Source organism: Solwaraspora sp. WMMA2065, from assembly GCF_030345075.1.
GTDB lineage: Bacteria > Actinomycetota > Actinomycetes > Mycobacteriales > Micromonosporaceae > Micromonospora_E.
The window spans coordinates 3137820-3155438 of sequence record NZ_CP128361.1; the positions used below are offsets into that span (position 1 = coordinate 3137820).

Here is a 17619-nt window from a genome sequence, read left to right on the forward strand (position 1 = left end):
CCCGTCAGTGGTCGTAGGCGATCAGGGACCGGGTGACGGGTGCGCCGGTCTTGTTGTTGTGCCAGATCGCGGCGGCCATCGCGAGGAGTCGCTGGGCCACCCGTACGGCGACGCCGACGAAGGTCCGCCCACCGTGTTCCTCAAGATCAAGCTGGCCCTTGAGGGTGTCGTTGACCGACTCGATCAGCTGCCGGACCTTCTTGAGCATCGGTTCGCCGTAGCGGGCCTTCTCCCGCTTGCGTGACGGGCGTAGCAGGGTGATGCCCTGGTCGGCGAGTTCCCGCTCGAGTGGTCCGGACGCGAAGCCCTTGTCGCTGATCAACAGGATGCCGTCGTGTTCGGCGACGACACCGGCCTCGACCTCCAGCATCGCGGCGAGGACCTCCCGCTCGCCGATCTTCGGGTTCGCCAGGGCCCACAGGATCGGCATCCCGGTCGGGGTGCAGACCAGGTACAGGCGCAGTCCCCAGAAGAACCGGGAGTGGGAGGCGCAGTAGCCGTATCCGGCCCAGCCGGCCAGGTCCGAACGTTGCACGGTGGGGCGGGACATGCCGCACGGCACCGGGGTGGAGTCGACGATCCAGTGGTTGTCGAACCAGAAGTCGCTGTCGCGGGCCAGGTTCCGGATCGTCTTCTTGATCAGCGGGAGGGCGGCGCGGAGCCGTTTGTTGTAGCCGGGCCGCTGCGGTAGGTAGGGGAACATGCCGGCCAGGTGGACCCGGGCGTAGCGGATCCAGCGGGCTTCGGAACGGGCGCCGAGCAGGACCTGCGCCACGGCCAGGCAGACCAGTTCGGAGTCGGTCAGCAGTGGTGGTCTGCCGCGCCACCGGGGCGTGCGGATGCTGTCGTCGATCTTCACGTACAGTGCGGTCAAGAGGGTGTCCAGGTCTTGCGTCACAACATGATCTTGGATGCCCTCTCCTCATGCCCGGACATCGACCCCTGACTTCGGAACTACTCGTCTAGGAGCAGCGGGAACGTCGCGCAGGTCGAGCCGGCAGCAGCGCTCATCGGGACGCCCTGTCCCGTCGACCGGGCGGGTGACGCCCCGGGCCGCGATCGCGCCGGTGGATAGGGGTTGACGTCGGGACCGCAGACCTCGTACCTCAGGTGCCGGATCCGACGCGGCCGGCCCGGTTGCCCGGACCGACCGCAACGCTGGCCCGGGCCAACCGTGCGCGGGTCACCAGTGGGTCCCCGCCCGACCGAGCCCGGTCAGGACTGCTTGCGCAGCCCGATAATCTGCAGAACGGCAAACAGGCCGACGACCGCTGCCTGCATGACGATCCAGACGCGGGCGATGGTGGAGGGATCACCGAGCCCGGCAGCCGCCACCACCAGACTTGCCAACACCCAAATCACATTGACGAACACCACCATACCTGCGGCGCTGGCGCTGATCACCGAACGGGTCCCGACGATCCACACGCCGACACCGAATACCAGCAGGAAGACCCCGATTCCCCGCAGGAATCCGGTGGACAGGTCGAAAAGATCACTGAGCATGCTGGCCGCCACGAGGTACGCCAGTCCATTCAGACTGGTAACCACGGCATCCAGCTTCAACGCGAGTCGGAGGAACTTGTCGGATGTGCCGTCTGCAACGGAGCCGCGTGCCGCGGCGGCAGGAGTAGTCATGGGACGACCTTGCCAGCCCATTGGTCGCGCTGTCGATTACCTATGAGATAAGCAAATACCGAATATCAGCCGGTCGATAGCGCGAAACCGGGTAGGCCCCGCAACTCGCGCGCGGTGGCCTCGTCAGCCGGGTAGAACGATTCGATCGACAGTTCCGCGACCGTTATGTCCAGTGGAGTGCCGAACGTCGCGACTGTCGTGAACATACTCAGCACGCCCCCGCCCCGCCGGACCCGTAGCGGGACGACGATGCTGTCGACCAGGGTCAGCTCCACGTCGCCGGAATCGTCGCCCGGGTAGCCGGACAGCTCCTCCTGCAGCTCGGCCAGCACCGGGTCGCCACTGGCCTCCACCTGCCGACGCAACCGGTGGAGCAGGTGGGCCCGCCACTCCCCAAGGTTGACGATGTGTGGTGCCAGCCCTTCCGGGTGCAGGCTTGCCCGCAGAACGTTCGCCGGTGGGGCGAGCAGTGACGGCGAAACGAGATCGGTCAGCACGCCGAGGCTGGTGTTCGCTTCAACGAGATTCCAACCCCGGTCCACGACGACCGCTGGATAGGGCTCGTGGCCGGTCAGTACCTGGCGGACCGCAGCCCGGATCAGCGACATCGACGGCTCGTCCAACGGCGTCTCCGAGTACACCGGCGCGTAGCCGGCCGCCATCAGCAGTCGGTTGCGCTCGCGCAACGACAGGTCGAGCTGGTCTGCGAGTTGGAGCACCATCTCCCGGCTTGGGGCCGACCTGCCGGTCTCCAGGAAGCTGAGATGGCGGGTGGAGATGTTTGCCCTGATGGCGAGTTCGAGCTGGCTGAGCCGCCGGCGCCGCCGCCAGTCCCGCAACAGCTCACCAGCAGCCGACCTGGTCATGGTGATGGACATCAGCTCATTGTGCACCACCGACTACATCGCGTCGATTACCTAGCAGGTAAGGTCTTTCGAACAGGCTGGCGGTCGCCAGCACCGTACAGGTAGGTGACGCTGGTCCGCAGCACGACCGTCGGGGTCGCGCCGTCCCTGGTCTCCAGCTGTACGCCGAAGACCGACTCCCAGTACCCCCGCGGGCGTGCCCGCGCCGACCGCAACTCGATCTGGGCACGCAGGCACGCCCCGACGCCCACTGCGGCGCCGAGCCGAATCCCGTCCACGCCCTTGTTCAGGACATGGTCCACCCCGTCCACGGTGATCACCTCGTCGATCATCGCAGGAATGAGTGCCACCACCAGAAAACCGTGCGCCACCGGGCGGCCGAATGGCCCGGCCCCGGCCCGGCCCGGGTCGACGTGGATCCACTGCCGGTCACCAGTGATGCGCGCGAAGTCGTCGATCAGCTCTTGGTCGATCCGCTTCCAGTCGCTGGTGCCGAGGTCGGCTCCCACCAGTGCAGGCAGATTGGCAGGACAGGCCAGCCGATGCATCAGCGCACCTCGGCGGCGTCGCGCCTCCCGCTGGTGGCGGCGGCCGTCGGTACCGAAGCCGCGCCCATCGCATGCACCCCGCCGTCGGCGTGGATCACCTCGCCGGTCACCGCAGGCAGCCAGTCCGACCAGAGTGCGCAGATCACCCGGCCGACCGGCAGGGCGTCATTCACGTCCCAGGGCAACGGCGACCGGTCCCAGGCCGTCTGCAGCGTCCCGAACGAGGCGATCGCCGTGGCCGCGACGGTCCGCAGCGGGCCGGAGGCCACCAGGTTCACCCGGGTGCCCTGCGGCCCCAGCGCGTGGGCCAGATACCGACAGCAGCTCTCCAGGCCGGCCTTCGCCACCCCCATCCAGTCGTAGCCGGGCCAGGCCTGGCGGGCGTCGAAGTCGAGACCGACGACCGATCCGCCACCGGCCTTCGCCAACAACGGAGCGCACGCTCGAACGATCGCCGCGAAGGAGTAGGTGGAGACCTCGATCGCCCGCGCCACGTCAGGCCACGGCGTGTGCAGGAAGTTGCCGTCCAACGCCGACGGCGGCGCGAAAGCGGCGGCGTGCAGGAGGCCGTCCAACCGTCCCCATCGTGACTGCAAATCGGCTGCCGCAGCCACCAGGTGATCGGGATCAGTGAGGTCGAGCTCCAGCACCGGACATGGTCGTGGCAGTCTCTCTGCCACGACCATGGTAATCGACAGCCCTCGCCCGAATCCCGTGAGGACGATTTCCGCGCCCTGCTCCTGCGCCAGTCGGGCGGCGGCGAATGCTATCGATCGGTCGGTGAGCACGCCGGTGACCAGGATCTTCCTGCCAGCCAATAGCATCGTATCTCCCATCGTCGTCGAGGGTGAAGGCCGGCGTCGCGGCCTTTCCGCTTTCCTGTCGTCTTCATTGTCCGACAGCCAGCTGACGAGACATTGACAGAGCACTGATCCGGCCATCTCAGCCCTCATTACCCACCAGGTAATCGACGGGCCGACCGCAGCGTGCCATATTTTCATCGACTGTCGACCCCAGCAGCTTGGCTGCCTCTACCGAAACGGAGCTAGGCGTTTCATGAGTGAAGTCACCAAGATCGTCGAACGGTACCTCGAGATCTGGAACGAGCCGGACGCACAGGCGCGCACGCAGCAGATTCGCGATCTCTGCCAGGAGAGCATCGTCTTCACCGACCCGATGGCGGACGTAAGCGGACACGAGGCGTTCAACGCACTCATCGGCGCGGTGCAACAGCAGTTCCCCGGGATGGTGTTCACGCTCGCCGGCGCCGTCGACGCCCACCACGACCTGGCCCGCTTCACCTGGGGGCTAGCGCCGGCGGGAGCGGACGAGCCCTTGGCGATCGGGTTCGACGTGATCAAGGTCGGTTCGGACGGCCGGCTCGCAACGATCTACGGGTTCCTGGACAAACTTCCCGGCTGACCGGCCCCTTCCCCACGGATGGCCTGGCCATCCGGCCTTCGGGCTCCTTGTCCGGCGGCGATCTGGCCAAGGCTCACACCAATGGGCCTTGGCCAGATCGCCGCTGCCCTGAGGCCGCAACCCGTCGCGGGGTGGCGGCCGAACCGTTCTGCTCGCCGTCCGGGCAGCGCGCCCGTACCACGGCGACCCCTCCTGTCGCGCCGGGCGACCCTGGCCACCGCCGGCAACCTGCCGCCCGCTGCCGGCGACGTGACGGTTCGGCTGACTGGCTTCGTGCCGGCCCACCGGTGAGCGGGCGGCCTGACGGCTGGAGCTCCCCTTGACGCACTCCACCACCATGTCCGAGCCGGCGTACAGTTCGTCGATCGGCACCCGGCTCGACCGGATGCCGATCACCGGCGCGCACCGTACGCTCACCCTGCTGATCGGTCTCGGGCTGTTCTTCGACTACTTCGACAGCAACCTGTCGGGCACGGTGTCCAAGGTCCTACAGGTCGAGTTCGGTGTCGACGGCAACGCCCTCAAGCTCTTTCTGGCGTCCGGATTCATCGGCCAGTTCTTCGGATCGATACTGCTCGGCCGATTGTCCGACATCATTGGACGCCGTCGGGCGTTCATGCTCAACCTCGCCGTCTACAGCGTCTTCACCCTGCTCGGTGCATTCTCGCCGAACGTCGCCTGGCTGATCGTTACCCGTTTCATCGCCGGTGTGGGGATCGGCGCAGAGCAGACACTGGCAGACTGTTACCTGGCGGAGGTACTGCCCGCCCGCCGCCGCGGACGCTTCATCGGCTGGGCCTACTGCATCGCCTTCTGCGGCGTTCCTGCCGTCGGGTTCACCGCGCTCTGGCTCGCACCGCGGACGATCCTGGGACTCGCTGGCTGGCGTTGGGTGTTCATCATCGGCGCGCTCGGCACCGCGCTCATCTGGATCCTGCGGCGCAGGCTGGTCGAATCCCCACGCTGGCTGGCCGAACAGGGCCGGACCGCCGAAGCCGAGGCAATCGTCAGCGGGCTCGAACGGCAGGCCGGAATCCAGCAGCCACCGGCCGGCACGACACCGAGCATGCTCGGACGCCCCCGCCCCCGCCCCCGCCCCCGCCCCGGCTACCGCGAGCTATTCGGGCCGCTGTACTGGCGCCGCACCGTCATGCTCTGGACGTTCTGCCTGCTTTCGGTGACGGCATACTACGGATTCGGCACGTTGGCACCACAGGTGCTCGCGGTCAAGGGATTCGACATCGTCGCCGGGCTCGGCTACACCGCGATGTCCTTCCTCGGCTATCCGATCGGTTCCCTACTGTCCGTGCCCATTCTCGACCGCGTCGAGCGACGGACGCTGATTTGTGTGTCGGCCACGCTGATGGCGGCGAGCGGCATCGGCTTCGGCCTGGCCGGCAACGCCGTCGCCATCGTCGCCTTCGGCTTCAGCTACACGTTGCTGAGCAACGTGTTCTCCACCGCGTCGCACGTCTATCTGTCCGAACAGTACCCCACCGCGTTCCGAACGACTGCGGCCGGCGCGGCCTACTCGCTGTCGCGGCTCAGCGCCGCTCTGCTGCCCTTCGTTCTACTACCGATCCTTACCAACGCCGGCGCCGGTTGGTTGTTCACCGTCATCGCCGGTTGCGTGGTCGTCATGATCGTCGCGGTCCTGCGGCTCGGCGACCGCACCACCGGGACGTCGGTCGACCTACCAGTGCAGGTGGAACAGGCCGGCTACCGCAGGAACTGACCCCGCACGCAATCGGGGTGTCCGCAAACCGTGGACGGTTCGCGGACACCCCGGTGGAGCTACCGTCTGTGTCGAACGGCGTGAGCGCGTCAGCCGAGCACGATCTGGGACTGAACGACGATCCCCACCGCAGGATGCTCACCGTCTGCCAGCCCGGCCTGCACAAGCTGCAGATCCGTCTGAACCACGACGACACTACGACCGACGCTCAACGGCCTCGCAACCGCTCGCACCGTACCCTGCCGGACCGGGGCGAAGAAGTTCACCTTCAGCTCGATGGTCGAGGTAACCGCGCCAGCGGGAATGTTCAGATAAGCGCACACACCCGCCACCGAATCCGCCAAGGTGACCAGGGCGCCCCCGTGCAGCACGCCGCCGGCCGTGCAGAGCCGCGCCTGCCAGTCCATCTCGCCGACTACCCAGTCCTGGTTCAGCTGTCCAAACCGGATATCGAGGGTCGCCGACATCGGCATGATGTCCGGCAGGGTCCGGCTGGTGACGGCCGCTGCGGTGGCCTCGTCACGGCCGTCCACGGACGGTGTCAACGGACCCTCGACGATTCGAGCCGGTAGAGGTGACGCGCGAAGTCGGTAGTGACGGTCAGTGCGTGGGCGTCGATGTAGAAATGGCCGCCAGGGAACTCACTGTTGCCGAGGTACCGGGGAGTACGGTCGCGCCACGACTGCATGGCGTCCCGCCGCTGCATGAGCGGATCCGACGCCCCACCGTACGAGACCACCGGACAACCGACCACTGCCGGCTCGTCGACGTACTGCGCGCAGATCGCCAGATCGGCACGCAACGCCGGAACCACCAGCGCCAGCATCTCCGGATTGTCATAGATTTCCGCTGGGAAGGAGCCAAGCTTCTTGATCCACTTGACCATCTCCGACTCCGACATCCGGCTCTGTTCGTCCGTCGGCTGGAAGAAGCCCTGCGGCGCCCAGCCGGACATTCCGAGCACGATCGGTCCAGGGTCGCCCTCGGCCTCGATCCGCTGAGTCAACTGGTACGCCAACTGTGACCCCATGCAGTGTCCGAAGAAGGCGTACGGACGATGGTCGAGTTCGCTGACGACCGCCTCGTACAGGGCGTCCATCAGCGGCTCCCACCGGTCGTACGCCTCCTCCTCACGCCGGTTGTGCCGGCCAGGCAGAGTAACCGCCTGAACCGCGATGTCCGACGGCAGCAACTCCGGCCAGTCTCGATAGATGATCGCTCCGCTGCCGGCATGTGGAAAGAGGAACAGGCGGATTCTGGCGTCGGCGGACGGCTCCTGCGGATGCAGCCACTGCCCAGCCTCCGACGTCTGCCCGACATAGTCAGTCATGATCGACCTCCGGTCCGGATCAGGTAGTAGCCAACGGGACGGCTGCTTCTCGCAGCGCCGGCAGGACCACCGCGCCCAGTTGGTCCAGCTGCCGGCTGGGATCCAGCGACCCGATCCGGATCACCACGTGCCGGGTGCCGGAACGCAGGTATCCCAGCAGCCAGTCGGCGCACTCCTCGGCCCTGCCCCAGCCGTACGCCTGAATCCTGGCCATCGTCTCCAACGACCGGCCGTAGTACCGGTGCAGGTAGTCCGCCAACTCAGCCTCGGCCTCGGCCTTGCTGTCACCGATGGTCACCGTGGCGTACAGGCCTGGGGTCACCGCGCCCTGCGGTCGGCCCAGCTCCCGGCAGTGCGCCAGCACCGTCTGCCAGGCCGTGTCGTACGCAGACGCCGTGGGTAGGAAGGGCAGCCACCCGTCGTACCGTTCGGCGACCCGCCGCAGCACCCGGGGGGTGTCGCTGCTGGCCAGCCAGAGCGGCGGTCCTCCGGTCCGGTAGGGCGTGGGCAGCCGGTGCAGGCCGCTCGCCTGCCAGTACCGTCCGGTGAAGTCGACCTGACCGTCACTGCGGCTGGCGCCCCAGGCCGCCCGCCACAGGTCGGCGATCTCGTCGAGCCGGCTGGCGCGGCCGGGGAAGACAGCGCCGACGATGCCGAACTCCTCCTCCGTCTCAGGGATCGGAAATCCCGAGCCGAGGCCGAGAGCCAGCCGGCCGGCACAGGCATGATCAAGGCTGGCGATCATGTTGGCGCCGATCAGCGGATGCCGCAATGCCGGCGTCATAGCGGCCGTACCGAGAGTAACCTGGCTGGTCACGGCGGCGCAGGCGGCGAGCACCACCAGCGGGTCCAACCGCGGCCGCGCCACCAGCGAGTCTCCGGTCCACAACGAGTCGAAGCCCAGCAGCTCGGCTCGCCGCGCGAAGTCAAGGATCTGCGCCATGTCGATGTTGTCGGTTATCGCCTGTTCCCGGGTCGGCAGCAGAACCCCGATCCGAAAGGGCTGGTCGATGACGGACACCTCAGTCTCCTTCCGATGCTGACGAAGCGACTGCGAGGTCGGCAGCGGCCCCGGCGGCAAGGCGTTCCCGGACCAGTCGGCGGAGAATCTTTCCCGACGGATTGCGCGGCAGATCCTCGACAATGTGATATTCGACCGGGATCTTGTAATCGGCTACCCGACCGCGGAGGAACATCAGCAGCTCGCGACGGGTCGCCTGGCGCTGGGGGCGCAGCACCACACAGGCGTGGACCGCATCGCCCCAGCGGGGGTGCGGCATCCCCACCACGGCGACGTCGGCGACTGCGGGATGGTCGGCGAGCTCCTTCTCGACCTCTGCCGGGTACACGTTCTGCCCGGCCACGATGATGGTGTCGTTGATCCGATCGCCGAGGAAGAGGTGGCCGTCTTCGTCGAGCCGGCCGGCGTCACCCATGTACAGCCAGTCACCAACGAGCGTCTGTGCCGTGGCGTCGGGCAGATTCCAGTAGCCCAGCATTCGGGCTGGGGTACGGATGCACACCTGGCCCGTCTTGCCCGGTGGGACTTCACGGCCTTCCCGGTCCACCACCTTGATCTCGGTGCCCGGGCAGGCCCGACCTGCCGCGCCCAGCAGTCGGCTGCCCGGTACGTGTGCCTCTGGCGGCAGGCAGACCGCCACCGTCCCGGTCTCGGTGCTGGCGTAGATCTGCGCGAACTCGCAGCGGAACGTCTCCAGGCACTGGCGGAGCAGTCCGGCTGAGATCGGCGCGGCGCCGTAGGCCACTTTCCGCATCGACGCGAACGTGTGCGGGCCGACACCGTGTTCGGCGAGCATCATCGCGAGCATGGCGGGAGCGACGAACGTAATGGACACCCTGTACTGCTGGATGAGTCGGACCGCTTCCTGCGGAAGGTACATCCGCATCACCACGTTGGTGGCGCCGGCGTTGAAGCCGTGCATGAACCAACCGATCCCGGCGATGCCCAGACCGGGCAATGAGATGAGGCTGACGTCGTCGGCCCGCCAGTCGATCCAGTCGACCCCTGCGGCACGCATCGCAGCAGGCAGTGTGAAGAAGCTGCGATGGGCCAGGACGACCCCCTTCGGCTTGCCGGTCGTCCCGCTGGTGTAGATCTGTACGACCGGGTCGTGCGGACCGCAATGGTGATGTACGTCAGCGTCCGACGCGTCGGCCAGCCAACACCGCAGTCCCGCACCCGGGTCGTCAGGGTCCTCGGCGTCGAGCTCCACCACCTCGCGAAGCGTCGGAAGATCCGGACGCACCCGGTCGACCACCGGCCGGAACTCACGCTCCACGAAGAGCAGTTCAGCTGTGGAGTCCCGCAGGATGTGGTCGACCTCGCCTGCGGTGAGCCGCCAGTTGACCGGGACCAGCACTGCGCCGATCTTGGCGCCGGCAAGCACCGTCGAGTAGTAGTGTTCCGACTCTTTGCCGAGATAGGCGATGCGGGTCCCCGCACGGACACCGGCCTGGCGCAGCCGGTGCGCAGTCCGGTTGCTGTCCCGGTGCAGCTGCGCGTACGTCAGTGCCCGATCCGCACAGCGGATCGCCACGTGATCGCCGCGGTCACGCGCATGCGCCGCGGACGTGACCGGCAATGTCCACTGTTCAGGCAGGTCTTCCACACAATCCTCCAGAATGGCAGCGGGACCGATCCGCGGGACCAGGTAGGGGTATCGGCCCGGCGGTCAGCCGAGGTACTCGGCGGCGAACCGCCGGTCCAGGAAATCAACCAGCTCCTGTACCGACGGGTGGTCGAAGGTCAACGACGCGGGCAGCGGGATCCGCAGCGCCGATTCCAGGCCACTCTTAATCTCGACTGTCATCAGTGAGTCGAGTCCGAGTGAAACGAACTCGGCGGCAGGGTCAAGTTCACTCGGGTCATCGAGGTGCAATACCTGCGCCACCTTCGCTCGGACCAAGTCGCCGATGGCGGCGCTCCGGTCGACCTCCGGGCTCAGCAACCGCTCGAGCAGATCGCTGCCGGCAGGGCCGGACGGCCGGCCGTCGGAGACACGCGAGTACAGGGCGTTGTCCAGTGGCAGTGCACTCGCGATCCGGTCCCAGTCGTACTCGCCGACCACCCGATGCGCGACCGGTCGGTCCCACAGGTGAGTGAGGGTGTCCAGTGCCCGCGCAGGGGAGAAGAACCGGACGCCGCTGCGGTCGACCTCCTGGCTCAACTGTGCGTCGAGCCGGGCCGACATGCCGACCTCGCCCCAGGCACCCCAGCTCAAGCTGAGACCAGGCAGCCCAAGGGCTCTCCGCCAGGTGGCCAACGCGTCCAGGAAGGCGCTCGCCCCGGCGTAGTGAGCCTGGGTCGCGCCGCCGATGACGGCCGCGATCGAGGAGTAGATCACGAAGAACTCGTGCTCCGGGCAGCTGAGGCTGAGCTCGTGCAACAGCCATCCGCCAAACACCTTGGGACCGAACTGCTCCTCGATCGCCGGCCAGTCGAGCTTCGCGATGAGTTCCTTGCCGACCGCACCCGCCGCGTGCACGAATCCGCCGACCGGGTGCGGCATGCCACGCAGCCGCTCGGCCAGGTCGGCCACGTCTGCCGGCTGGCTGATGTCGGCCGCGAGCACGGTCACCTCGGCCTGTGCCCGCAACTCGGCGAGGATCGACTCCGCCTCCGGAGTCGCTCGCCCGCTGCGGCTCACCAGGACGAGTTGACGGGCACCGCCCTCGACCAACCGTCGCCCAGTCACCAGACCGAGCCCGCCCAGGCCACCAGTGATCACGTACGTCCGGTCCGCCCGGAGACGGCGGAGCCGTCCCGGGGTGGCGGACGCGTCCGCGCCGACGTCGGTCAGGGCCAGGGCCACACTGCCCGGCGCGGCACCGTCCCGGAGCAGTCTCGCCACCTCATCCACTTCGTCTGGCCCGTACCGGATGAGCCCGCCCTCGGCGAGGCGGTCCTGGCCAGCTGAGACGGCGGCTCGCCCGGCCGCGATCTCAACCGCGTCCGCGCCCGGCCGTACCAGGATGGCGTCCGACACATTTATCCGGCTCGCCGGCTCGCCTTCGTAGCTGACCACGACGACGTCTCCTACGCGAAACTCGCGGTCGGCTGGAGCATGCGACACCGTACCCGCGCAGACGCTGCGGGTCAGCTCCGGACCGATTGGCACGACGACATCGACCAGCACCTCGATCTGTCCCGGACCGGGCACGACGGTCGGAGCCGGCGTGATCCGGTACCGCGCCGCGGCACCGGCCGGCGCGTCCGGCCCGGACACGACGAAGCCACCGGGCCAGGGCGGCGTGTTCTCGCCCGGCAGCAGCCGGCGTACGAATCGTCGGCCGTTACGGAACGCGACCTGGAAATCGTCCGGCCGGGGGGTACTCCACTCGCGGACCAACGCAGCCAGGTCGGCGGGATCGGCGAGGTCGGCAGGTATCCCCGACCCGGCGGCAGGCGCGAGATCGACCAGCGTCGCGCGGTACTGCGGATACTCGGTAAGTAGGACCGGGCCGAATCCCCACAAGGAAGCGGCGCAGAGCCCCACCGCCGCCGGCTCGTCGCCGGGGAGCATTTGTGCCCCCCTGGTTACCAGCCACAGCCGGGGTCGCCGCTCGACGGGTGCGGCGTCCAGAGCCGCGATCACTCGTAGCAGTTCACGGTAGTGGTTTTCGGACTGCCGGTGCAGTTCGGACATTGAGAATTCCGTACCGCCGCCGCGCCAGAACCAGGCCACATCGGTGACGCCGGATTCGGCCAGAGCCGCCGGGGCGCCATCGGCCTCCGGTATCACCAGCACCCCCACGCCCTCGCGCGTCCCGGCCTCGCGGAGGGCTTCCGCCAGCGCCGGCTCGGCATTCATGACGAGCACCCGCCGGGTGGCCTCGGTCACCTGCCGATCCGGCTGCGCCCGCAGCCAACTGAGCCGATGGGTGAAGAACCGTTGCCGGGTGGCGTCGCGGAACCCCCACCGAATGCCGTGCAGCCGGGCGGCGAGCCGGTCCCCGTCGAACAGCCACAGGTCGACCGAGCCGAGATCGGTGGCGTCCACAGGAACGCGCAGCCGTGCCTGGAAGCGGATCTGACCGGCTCGCGGCCGACGTAGCACCTGCGTCGTTCCGATCATGAGGGGGCCGGCGGCCGGACCGGCGTCGTGCACGGCCGCTATCCCCTGCAACGCGGCCTCGAGCACGTCGATCGGGAAGAACTCACCAGGGCTCACGCGCCGGTTGGTGAGTCGACCGGCGATCGAGGCACCATCGCGGAGCACCTCTTCCAGCCGCCGCAGCAGCGGACCGTAGACGCGGCCGACCGAGGCCAGGTCCAGGTAGGCGCTGTCACCGTCACGGGACTGCGGGGGCCAGACAGCGCCGGCTTCCACGGCCGGGACCTGCGGCTGCGGTACCTCCTCCGGCCCGACGGCGGTGTCGGCGTCCTCGACCAACGCGGTGAGGTGCTTTATCGGGGCGTCGCCGACGACGCTCAGCACCTCCACCGCCACCGTGCCGTCCGGACCAGTGACGCACCGGGTGTGCACCGTACGCGGCTGCTCGGTCAGGATCAGCGGCGCGTGCAGGACCAGATCTCGTACGACCCCACGGTGCTGACCGAAAAGCTCCTCCTGCACCGCCAGCAGCAACTCGACGTACGCCGAAGCCGGCACGGTCGCTTCCCCGTTGACCACGTGATCTGCCGCCAACGGCAGATCCAGTGACGAGAACTCGCTGGTGAACTCACGGCGCTCAGGCGTACCGGTGTCCCTGCCGAGCAGCGGGTGATGCCCGCTGCCGACCGACCCGGTGGAGCGGGTGGCGGACCGACCCGGGGCGGGCAGCCAGTGCCGCCGCCGCTGAAACTGGTACGTCGGAAGCGACATCGTGGGCTTTCGGCGGTCGTGCAGGCCACGCCAGTCCACCGCGATCCCGGCGCTGTACAGCGCCGCCAGACAGCGCAGGGTCGTTTCGTCGGTCCGGTCGCGCCGGCTGAGGCTGGCTACCCAGACGTGGTCGTCGGCGTTGACGCACTGCCGTGCCTGGGCGGTGAGGACCCCGGCCGGGCCGATCTCGACGATCGCGTGTCGCCCCCGCTTGACCAGGGACCGGATTCCGGACAGGAACTGCACCGGTTCGGCGACGTGCCGGACCCAGTACTCCACGTTTCCGATCTCCGCGAAGCGGGCCGGTGCACCGGTCACGTTCGACACGATGGCGATGTCGGGTTCCTGGAAGGTGATCCTGTCGAGCGCGGCCCGGAACTCGTCGAAGATCTCCGCCATCAGTGGCGAGTGGAACGCGTGTGACACCGCGAGCCGGTCCACCCGGACGCCGCGCTCACTCAGCCTCCGGATCACCTCCTCCAGCGGTCCGACGGCTCCAGAGACGACGCACTGGGTCGGGCTGTTGTGCGCGGCCAGGGCGAGTTCAGGCTGAGCCGCCAACAGCGGCTCGACCTCCTCGATTTCCGCGTGCACGGCGGCCATCCCGCCGGGTCGGCTCACCGACTGCATCAGCCGGCCCCGGACGGCGACGAGGGTCACCGCGTCCGGCAGCGTGATCAGCCCGGCGACCGCCGCCGCCACGACCTCGCCGATGCTGTGCCCGATCAGCACGCTCGGCCGGATCCCCCAGGACAGCCACAACCTGGCCAGGGCCAATTCCAGCGTGAACAGCGCGGGTTGCGTGAGCCAGGTCTGGTCGATCGCTTCCGGGTCCGACGCCTCGTCGAGGAGCAACGCGCGTACTGACCGACCGAGGTGCCCAGCGAACAGTTCGTCGCACTGGTCGACCCAGTTGCGGAAGACCGGGAACCGGCGGTAAAGGGCGGCCCCCATTCCGGCGTACTGGGCGCCCTGCCCGGTGAACATGAACGCCACCTTGCGGATCGGCGCCTTCGGCCGGGCGTCCGGCTGGGCGTCGAGGCCGGCCAGCAGCGTGTCGAGCTGGGCCCGGTCGGCGGCAACGCCCGCGAGGCGTTGGCCGAAATGGGTCCGCCCGACGTTGGTGGTGTAGCAGAGCCGGGCCAGGTCGACTTCGGGCTGTTCGGCGAGCAGCCGCTGGTAGCGCTGGGCGAGCGCGGTCAGCCCGGCGTGGTTCTTGGCAGAGATGGTGAACACGTGCCGGGCGGCGCTCGGCCCAGTGGCCGTCAGCGCCGCCGGCCGCGCGGGTGCCTGTTCCAGTACGGCGACCGCGATGGTTCCGGCGAATCCGAAACTGTTCACCACCGCCCGGCGTACCGGTGCCGACCAGGGTTGGCACTCGGTCGGCACCCGGACCGGATAGCTGTCCCAGGGAATCCGCCCTGACGGGGTCCGCAGGTTCAGGTGCGGGTAGATCGTCGCTGACCGCATCTGGAGGACAACCTTGATCAGGCCGACGATACCGGAGGCCGGCTCCATGTGGCCGAGGTTGGTCTTGACCGAACCCACCAGGACCGGTGACTGGTGGGTACGCGACTCGGCGAACACGTCGTTGATGGCACCCATCTCGATGGGATCACCGAGCGGGGTGCCGGTGCCGTGTGCTTCCACGTACTGGATGTCCGCCGGGCGCAGCCGGGCCGCGGCGAGAGCGGTCCGGATGGTCTGTTCCTGCGCTGCGCCGTTGGGCACGGTCAGTCCAGCGCTGTCACCGTCCTGACCGACCGCAGTGCCCCGCACGACGGCCAGCACGGTGTCGCCGTCCGCGATGGCCGACGACAGCCGTTTGAGGACCAGTACGCCACAACCCTCGGCGCGCACGTAGCCGTCGGCCGACTCGTCGAAGGTTTTGCACTGACCGTCCGGGGCGAGCATCTGTCCGTGGGAGAAGATCACCGGGATCCGGGGGTGGTGCAACGCGTTCACCCCGGCACAGAGCGCTATGTCGCACTCGCCTCGACGCAGTCCGCTTGCCGCCAGATGCAGAGCGGTCAGTGACGACGAGCAGGCCGTGTCCACGCTGAGGCTGGGTCCCCGCCAGCCGAGGAAGTACGACAGCCGGCCGGACAGGGGAAACATCGTGATTCCCGACGCGAGATGACCGTCGAGTTCCGCGTAGGGAATCTCGCTGATCTCCAACGCATAGTCGATCGAGCTCGCTCCGACGTAGACTCCACCGTTCCCCCTGCGCAGCGGTGTCGGATCGATGTTGGCGTTCTCCAGTGCCTGCCAGGCGGTCTCGAGCAGCATTCGTTGCTGCGGGTCGATGTACTGGGCCTCCTTCGGCGATATGTTGAAGAACCCGGCGTCGAAGTGGTCGATCCGTTCGAGGAACCCGCCGCCGGTCGTATGGATCTTGCCTTTCTCCCCCGGCGCGGCGGGTGTGAAGGCCGCCACGTCCCACCGGCCGACCGGCAGGGGCACTATGCCGGACCGCCCGTCGCGCAGGAATGCGTCGAAGTCGTCGAGCGAGTCGCAGCCGCCTGGGAATCTCAACCCGACGCCGACAACGGCGATCGGCTCGTCCAGGTCAGCCGACCGCACGGCGGCGGTGGACGGGGCGACGGTGTCGGTCATCGGGCGACCTCCGCGTCCCGGCGTTCGGCGTCGCTGCGCTCGGGCGCGTCGAGTTCGCGCATCAGGTAGTCGGCCAGCTGCGCGATCGTCGGCTGGTTGAACAGCACCCGAGTGTCGATCTGCAGGCCCAGGCGCCGCTCAAGTGTCCGGCGCAGCTCGATCAGGCTCAGGGACGTCAAGCCGAGTTCGAAGAATCCGCTCTCCAGCGGGAGATCGTCATCGCTCTCCATCAGAAGTGCCGCTTTGAACTGATCGAGCACGAAGCTCTCCACCGCATCCCGTCGCTCGGCGAGCGGGAGCGCGTGCAGTGAAAATTCGTCGGGCATGCTCTGGCCACACCTTCGTCGTAGACGCCCGCAGTCGCGGGTCCGGCGGATCGGGAGACGTACGGGATCAGGTGCCGGCGGATCCGGTCGCGACCGGCAAGGGACGTCGGGCGGGTTCGCTGACCTCGTGCAGGAACGACGCGACCTCGCGGTACGACTCGAACAGAGTCACCTCGCGGTACGGGATGTCGTGCTCACCGCAGTAGCGCTGCACGATCGGCCGGCACCGGTTGAGGTTCATCCGTGGCATCGTCGGGAAGAGGTGATGCTCGACCTGGTAGTTGAGCCCGCCGTAGAGGAAGTCGACCAACGGGGACGGACGGATGTTGCGCGAGGTCAGGACCTGACGTTCCAACCAGTCCAGCGACTCCTCGCCGGCACGCACCTCCATGCCCTTGTGGTTGGGCGCGAAGATGAGGCCGAAGTAAACGCCGAGGACGGCCTGCTGCACCACGACGAAGGCGACGGCCTTGACCGGCGACAGGACGACGAACAGCAGCCCCAGGTAGACGGCCATGTTGGCCAGGATGAGCACGAGTTCCTGCACCGGCTGGCGGAGATTCCCATTGAAGACGGCGAGCAGCGAGGTGCGCCGCATCTTGTAGCCCTCGAAGATCAGCAGGACGAAGAAGAGCGTGCGTTGGTGGCGAACCACGAAACGGCCCCACCGGGTGCGGGTCGCGTACTGGCTCATGTCGAAGATCGCCGTACGCCGGCCGATGTCCGGATCGAGGTCGATGTTGTTCGGGAAGCTGTGGTGGCGGTTGTGGTGGTTCACCCACCACCCGTAGCTCACGCCGTTGACGAGGTTCGCGTGGATCAGCCCCATCGCGGTGGCCGCCCTGCCACGGAACATGGCCTTGTGCCCGGCGTCGTGCCACATGAACGCACTCTGCGCACAGCTGAGACCCATCCAGGCCGCCACCGCCAGCTGCCACCACGAGTCGCCAATCAGAAAGAACGCCACCAGACCGGCGCCGAACATCGCCGCGTTGAAGGCCAATCGTGCGTAGTACCGCTTCGGCGCGAGATCCAGCAGCCCGGCGGCGCGGACCTCCCTGGCGAGTACCGCGAAATGCGCACCCACCTCACTGGCCGTCGCTGAAGCGGGATCGGCGCCGACCAGGCCGCTTCTCGCCGGCCCGGCGCCGGTGGCCAGATCTTGCTGGTTGGCCTGCATGGATCATTCTCCTTCCTGGATGCGAACCTGCTCATGAGCCTGCTGCTCAGCGCTGACCGACACCTGACCGGACGCTGACTGAGTGCGCTGGACGGGCGCTGCTGCGCCTGAG

14 protein-coding genes are annotated in these 17619 nt (G+C 68.0%); 2 read left to right on the top strand and 12 right to left on the bottom strand.

The window, feature by feature from the left end:
• Window positions 1-4 precede the first annotated feature (4 nt).
• The 5 genes from O7610_RS14105 to fabI form a co-directional block, all read right to left on the bottom strand.
• Window positions 5-898 (bottom strand): IS982 family transposase, encoded by an 894-nt coding sequence (locus O7610_RS14105; protein WP_281551207.1) that lies wholly within the window; start codon window positions 896-898, stop codon window positions 5-7.
• Between the two features lie 317 nt (window positions 899-1215).
• Complete coding sequence (locus O7610_RS14110) at window positions 1216-1638, bottom strand: hypothetical protein (RefSeq protein ID WP_281551208.1); 423 nt, start codon at window positions 1636-1638, stop codon at window positions 1216-1218.
• A 65-nt stretch (window positions 1639-1703) separates the two neighbouring features.
• Window positions 1704-2510, bottom strand: a complete 807-nt coding sequence (locus tag O7610_RS14115) for a helix-turn-helix transcriptional regulator (RefSeq protein ID WP_281555678.1) — start codon at window positions 2508-2510, stop codon at window positions 1704-1706.
• A gap of 41 nt (window positions 2511-2551) precedes the next feature.
• Complete coding sequence (locus tag O7610_RS14120; RefSeq protein WP_281551209.1) at window positions 2552-3013, bottom strand: MaoC/PaaZ C-terminal domain-containing protein; 462 nt, start codon at window positions 3011-3013, stop codon at window positions 2552-2554.
• A 38-nt stretch (window positions 3014-3051) separates the two neighbouring features.
• On the bottom strand, window positions 3052-3876 hold the full coding sequence (gene fabI / locus O7610_RS14125) for an enoyl-ACP reductase FabI (RefSeq protein WP_475052506.1): 825 nt from the start codon (window positions 3874-3876) through the stop codon (window positions 3052-3054).
• Between the two features lie 232 nt (window positions 3877-4108).
• Between fabI and O7610_RS14130 the strand changes: the two genes are divergently transcribed.
• Window positions 4109-4474, top strand: coding sequence for a nuclear transport factor 2 family protein (locus tag O7610_RS14130; RefSeq protein ID WP_281551211.1), 366 nt, complete (start codon window positions 4109-4111; stop codon window positions 4472-4474).
• Window positions 4475-4793: 319 nt separating this feature from the next.
• A complete protein-coding gene (locus O7610_RS14135; protein ID WP_281551212.1) occupies window positions 4794-6209 on the top strand; it encodes an MFS transporter in 1416 nt (471 codons plus the stop codon).
• 89 nt (window positions 6210-6298) lie between these two features.
• On the opposite strand, the gene O7610_RS14140 is transcribed toward O7610_RS14135, so the two are convergent.
• From O7610_RS14140 to O7610_RS14170, 7 genes are all read right to left on the bottom strand, one after another.
• Window positions 6299-6742, bottom strand: coding sequence for a PaaI family thioesterase (locus O7610_RS14140; protein WP_289213472.1), 444 nt, complete (start codon window positions 6740-6742; stop codon window positions 6299-6301).
• A gap of 8 nt (window positions 6743-6750) precedes the next feature.
• The gene (locus tag O7610_RS14145) at window positions 6751-7539 is read right to left on the bottom strand and encodes a thioesterase II family protein (RefSeq protein ID WP_281551214.1); all 789 of its coding nucleotides are present in this window, start codon (window positions 7537-7539) and stop codon (window positions 6751-6753) included.
• Window positions 7540-7558: 19 nt separating this feature from the next.
• On the bottom strand, window positions 7559-8560 hold the full coding sequence (locus tag O7610_RS14150) for an LLM class flavin-dependent oxidoreductase (protein ID WP_281551215.1): 1002 nt from the start codon (window positions 8558-8560) through the stop codon (window positions 7559-7561).
• Between the two features lies 1 nt (window position 8561).
• Window positions 8562-10169 carry a long-chain-fatty-acid--CoA ligase gene (locus tag O7610_RS14155; protein WP_281551216.1) on the bottom strand — a complete coding sequence of 536 codons (1608 nt, stop codon included), beginning with the start codon at window positions 10167-10169 and terminating at the stop codon, window positions 8562-8564.
• A 63-nt stretch (window positions 10170-10232) separates the two neighbouring features.
• Window positions 10233-16001 (bottom strand): type I polyketide synthase, encoded by a 5769-nt coding sequence (locus tag O7610_RS14160; RefSeq protein ID WP_281551217.1) that lies wholly within the window; start codon window positions 15999-16001, stop codon window positions 10233-10235.
• Entirely contained in the window at window positions 15998-16327 is a 330-nt protein-coding gene (locus tag O7610_RS14165) for an acyl carrier protein (protein ID WP_281551218.1), read from the bottom strand. The genes O7610_RS14160 and O7610_RS14165 overlap by 4 nt, the downstream gene beginning before the upstream one ends.
• A gap of 67 nt (window positions 16328-16394) precedes the next feature.
• On the bottom strand, window positions 16395-17507 hold the full coding sequence (locus tag O7610_RS14170) for a fatty acid desaturase family protein (protein ID WP_281551219.1): 1113 nt from the start codon (window positions 17505-17507) through the stop codon (window positions 16395-16397).
• Window positions 17508-17619 lie beyond the last annotated feature (112 nt).

Excerpts from the sequence above, each read along its gene's own strand:
- O7610_RS14110 (WP_281551208.1), bottom strand. The coding sequence starts at position 1,638 with ATGACTACTCCTGCCGCCGCGGCACGCGGCTCCGTTGCAGACGGCACA.
- fabI (WP_475052506.1), bottom strand. The coding sequence starts at position 3,876 with ATGCTATTGGCTGGCAGGAAGATCCTGGTCACCGGCGTGCTCACCGAC.
- O7610_RS14130 (WP_281551211.1), top strand. The coding sequence starts at position 4,109 with ATGAGTGAAGTCACCAAGATCGTCGAACGGTACCTCGAGATCTGGAAC.
- O7610_RS14145 (WP_281551214.1), bottom strand. The coding sequence starts at position 7,539 with ATGACTGACTATGTCGGGCAGACGTCGGAGGCTGGGCAGTGGCTGCAT.
- O7610_RS14160 (WP_281551217.1), bottom strand. The coding sequence starts at position 16,001 with ATGACCGACACCGTCGCCCCGTCCACCGCCGCCGTGCGGTCGGCTGAC.
- O7610_RS14165 (WP_281551218.1), bottom strand. The coding sequence starts at position 16,327 with ATGCCCGACGAATTTTCACTGCACGCGCTCCCGCTCGCCGAGCGACGG.
- O7610_RS14170 (WP_281551219.1), bottom strand. The coding sequence starts at position 17,507 with ATGCAGGCCAACCAGCAAGATCTGGCCACCGGCGCCGGGCCGGCGAGA.